Annotated in this window: 5 protein-coding genes; all 5 read left to right on the plus strand. The window is 51.3% G+C overall.

The genetic code is table 11. The features are described from left to right. Positions 1-332 precede the first annotated feature (332 nt). From AUK29_03840 to AUK29_03860, 5 genes are read left to right on the plus strand one after another with little or no spacing between them, the layout of a single operon-like run. Entirely contained in the window at positions 333-1,097 is a 765-nt protein-coding gene (locus tag AUK29_03840) for an EpsI family protein (protein ID OIP64756.1), read from the plus strand. Beyond that, on the plus strand, positions 1,094-1,984 hold the full coding sequence (locus AUK29_03845) for a hypothetical protein (protein OIP64757.1): 891 nt from the start codon (positions 1,094-1,096) through the stop codon (positions 1,982-1,984). Before AUK29_03840 ends, AUK29_03845 begins: the two co-directional genes overlap by 4 nt. A 22-nt stretch (positions 1,985-2,006) precedes the next feature. After that, positions 2,007-3,092: a GDP-mannose 4,6-dehydratase gene (locus AUK29_03850; GenBank protein ID OIP64758.1), complete on the plus strand. Its 1,086-nt coding sequence runs from the start codon at positions 2,007-2,009 to the stop codon at positions 3,090-3,092. 60 nt (positions 3,093-3,152) lie between these two features. Next, a complete protein-coding gene (locus AUK29_03855) occupies positions 3,153-3,485 on the plus strand; it encodes a hypothetical protein (GenBank protein ID OIP64759.1) in 333 nt (110 codons plus the stop codon). Further along, positions 3,469-3,876, plus strand: coding sequence for a hypothetical protein (locus tag AUK29_03860; protein ID OIP64760.1), 408 nt, complete (start codon positions 3,469-3,471; stop codon positions 3,874-3,876). The genes AUK29_03855 and AUK29_03860 overlap by 17 nt, the downstream gene beginning before the upstream one ends. The last annotated feature ends 348 nt before the right edge of the window (positions 3,877-4,224 follow it).

A 4,224-nucleotide genomic window follows, 5' to 3' on the forward strand; every position in this document is an offset into this window, starting at 1 on the left:
ACCGCCGGCCAGCTTGAGCGCCTTGCCCTCCCACTCTCCCAAAACGACTACGGCCGCTATCTTTTACATATACTGAATGAGGACGGACGAGAAGAATGAGCATGATCGAAACCAGCCGCCCGATTTGGATTCATTCCCCTCTCCCCGGTGGGAAGAGCGGGAATCACAAATAGTCTTCCCCTCTTCCCGGAGTGGGAGAGGATTTCACCCGTCATTTCCTCTCCCCGCGTGGGAGAGGATAAAGGAGAGGGGGAAATGCTAAGGAGCTTTTTCATGTTCATTGGATCGCACACTAAAGAGCAATCGTTTTTAGAGTTTTCTCAGGAGTATTTATGAATCAAGATACGGAAAGATCTGAAATCAAGACCATTAGAGATCATCCCATCGCAGACACAATAGGGAAACGGAGTTACCTGCCCAAGACATCCTCCCTTCTGATCAGCCTGGCCATTCTGGGGCTTCTCATTCTTGTCAGCGGGTTTGTTCAGAAAAGGGAATACATTCCAGGGCCCACCAACCTCCGGCAGGCATTCCCAAGGACCATCGGAGAGTATAAGTCAACAGAGGATGCTCCCATAGATCAAGAAATCCTGGACGAACTCGAACTGACGGATTACCTCAACCGAACTTATCTTTCCCCTAAGGGCTACGCGGTTCATCTCTACGTGGGGTATGTAAATTCTCAAAACGAGATGCCGTTGATTCACACCCCCGTCGGGTGTCTGCCGGGAGGCGGGAACGCAATACTATCGCATGAAGCGGTTCCCTGGTGGCAGGCCCCGGCCGGCCGAGGGCAAGCCGGCCAGCAGGAGCCGTCCCAGAACATCAATCTGATTCGTCTGGCCAGCGGTGAGGAGAAGCAGATTGTCATCTACTGGTACCAGGAGAGGGGCCGTATCATTCAGAACGACTGGATGGAAAGGTTTTATCTTTTCTGGGATGCGGTGGTCCGAGGAAGGACCGACGGCGCCCTGGTCCGGTTCATCACGGCGGTGGGGCCGTCCGAAAACATGGAGCAGGCCGAACAAAGGATACGAGATTTTGTCCAGAAAACCATACCGTTCCTGCAGAGCGAGCTTCCCGGAAAAGACACGTGAAAGGTGCAGAAGATATGACTGGTGCAACGAACATTACCAAGAATGATTCCCTGTCCCCGCTCCTGTTGTGCCTGGCCTGCCTGGGTCTACTGGCCTGGTTGTTTCAGCCCTTCGCCGGGAAGGTGGTTGAATTCTGGACCGAGAACCCGACCTACACCCACAGCCCCCTGATCCCCTTTGTTATTGCTTATCTCATCTGGGATAAGCGAAAGACCCTGGCCGAGACAGAAATAGTGCCTTCATACAGGGGCGGTCTGCCTATGCTCCTGATCAGTTCTCTCATCTGGATTGTCGCCGTGGGAGGCAAATCTCGCTTTGCCGTCGAGCTAACTTTTGTTTTTTTGATTATTTCGGTCGTCTGGTTGAACTTCGGATCGGCGCTCACCAAGAAGCTTTCCTTCCCGTTATTTCTCCTTTTAATGATGGTCCCTATCCCGACAATCCTTTACGCGGCCATATCCAGGAAGCTGCAACTTCTTTCGTCCACATTCGGCGTGGCGTTCATACAATTGTTTTCCATCCCGGTCCACGGTGAAGGGAACATCATTTATTTGCCCGAAACCACACTACAAGTGGCCGAGGCCTGCAGTGGGATCAGCTCTCTGGTCTCACTCTTCACGCTCGCCATGATTTATGCCTACATCAGCCAGAAAGGATTTCTACGGAGATCCCTCATTGTTCTCAGTTCGTTTCCTATCGCCGTGTTTATGAACTGGGTACGGATCGCCGCAACGGGGATGATTGCTCATTATTGGAGTCTTGAATACGCACAGGGTTTTTACCATAGTTTTTCGGGTTGGATTGTTTTTATTGTGGCCTTTGGTATTTTCCTGATGGTGGGGTCTGCGATATCGTATTTCTCTAAGGCAATGATGAGTCGCTCTTGAAGGCGAAGACAAGGAGTGATCCATGAAGATAGCGCTTATTACCGGCATCACGGGCCAGGACGGGGCCTACCTGGCGGAGCTTCTGTTGAAAAAGGGTTACAACGTTCACGGGATCAAGCGCCGCGCCTCGCTGTTCAACACGGATAGAATTGATCACTTATACAAGGACCCGCACGAGAAAGAGAGCCGATTCCATCTGCATTATGGCGACATGACGGATGCGACCAACCTGATCCGCATTGTCCAGGAAACCCAGCCGGATGAAATCTACAACCTTGCCGCACAAAGCCATGTCAAGGTCTCCTTTGAAACGGCTGAGTACACGGCCAATGCCGACGCCCTCGGAACGCTTCGCCTGCTCGAGGCTTTGCGCATACTGAATCTGGAGAAAAAATGCAGATTCTACCAGGCCTCCACCAGCGAGATGTACGGGAAGGTGAGAGAAGTTCCGCAAACAGAAACCACGCCTTTTTATCCTCAGAGCCCTTACGGGGCGGCCAAGGTCTATGCCTACTGGATCTGTGTCAACTACCGCGAGGCCTACGGTATCTACGCCTGTAACGGGATTCTCTTCAACCACGAATCACCCATTCGCGGGGAAACATTTGTCACGCGTAAGATCACCCGGGCCGTGTCCCGGATCCATCTCGGTCTTCAAGATCGAATCTTCCTGGGGAACCTCAACGCCAGAAGGGACTGGGGCCATGCCAAGGATTACGTAGAAGCCCAATGGCTGATCCTGCAGCAGCCCGAGCCGGATGACTATGTGATCGCCAGCGGCGAGCAGCATTCGGTGCGAGAGTTTGTCGAGATGGCTTTCAAGGAGGTTGACATAGAGATCCGGTGGGAAGGTAAGGGAGTGGATGAGAAGGGTATTGATTCCAAGAGCGGCAAAGTTTTGGTCGAAGTCGACCCGAGTTACTTCAGGCCTACAGAGGTGGAGAGTCTTCTGGGAGATCCCACCAAAGCCAAAGAAAAACTCGGCTGGAAGCCGAAGATCAGTTTTTCCGATATGGTTGCCGAGATGGTCCGGGAAGATATCCAGGAAGCGAAAAAAGATGAGTATTGCAAGAACGGCGGGTTCAAGACCTTTCATTATTTTGAATAGCAGAGCTCTATTCTGGTTGCTGACCAAACGAAAAATCAGCATAATATTGGGGGCAACGGGATGAAGTTGAAACCATACGAACGAAAAGCCCTTAACGAAATTATAAAGAGGATCGTCGAGCGCTTTAATCCGGAAAAGATCATCCTTTTCGGGTCCTATGCCCATGGGTCGCCTGGACCGGATAGTGATGTGGATCTCTTAGTCGTTATGCAGATTGAAGGGTCACGTCGAAGCAAGGCAACGGCAATGGACCTTGCACTTGTCGGGGTGGAAGTCCCGGTGGATCTGATCGTTGTGACTCCTGAAGAAATCGAAAAGCACCGTGACCAGATAGGAACGATCATCCGTCCGGCGCTGCGCGAGGGAGAAGTGCTCTATGAGCGAACGGCCTGAGAATTCAGAAGAAGTCGCTCGGTGGATTGAAAAAGCCGAAAACGATTTCAGAAACGCTGAACATACCTTGACACTTGAGGTTGACTGCCCATTTGATACGGTATGTTTTCATGCTCAACAATGCGCTGAAAAATATCTCAAAGCGCTTCTTGTATCCTTATCTGTCGATTTTCCAAAAACACATGACCTGCGCTTATTAATGCAACGTGTTGCGGGAAAGATTACGCTTGATATAGAAATTAGTGATGTGCTGGTTTTGAACCGGTACAGCATTGAGGCTCGCTATCCCGGTGATTGGGAACCCATAGATCGTGATGAGGCTGAAAAAGCAGTGGCTATCGCCCGACAAATTCGCAAACGAGTCAGGGCCAATCTCCTGACCAAGGGATAAATTTTGATATATTCCAAGCTCTTTACCTGTGTCCATTGTTTCCTTTTCACAGAATTGGAGAGAGCAAGGGAGAGGGGGCGTTGATCATTCCCAGGTTCTTTTTTTGTCATCCTCCGGCGCGACCGGGGGATCCAACTGTCATTGCCCGACTGGATCGGACAATCCAGAGTCGTTCCCCAGCGTTCCCCTCTCCCAATGGGAAGCGCGGAAATCACAAAGAGTTTTTCCCTCGCCCCAGCGTGGGAGAGGGCAGGGTGAGGGGAACAATTTCCTCCGTGCCCTCCGCTCTTTCTGTGGAGCGTGTCTTTGCAATTGGTTTTAGCCAGTTACATCTTTTCTCTGCGATCT

The organism is Nitrospirae bacterium CG2_30_53_67, assembly GCA_001873285.1.
Classification (GTDB): Bacteria; CG2-30-53-67; CG2-30-53-67; order CG2-30-53-67; family CG2-30-53-67; genus CG2-30-53-67.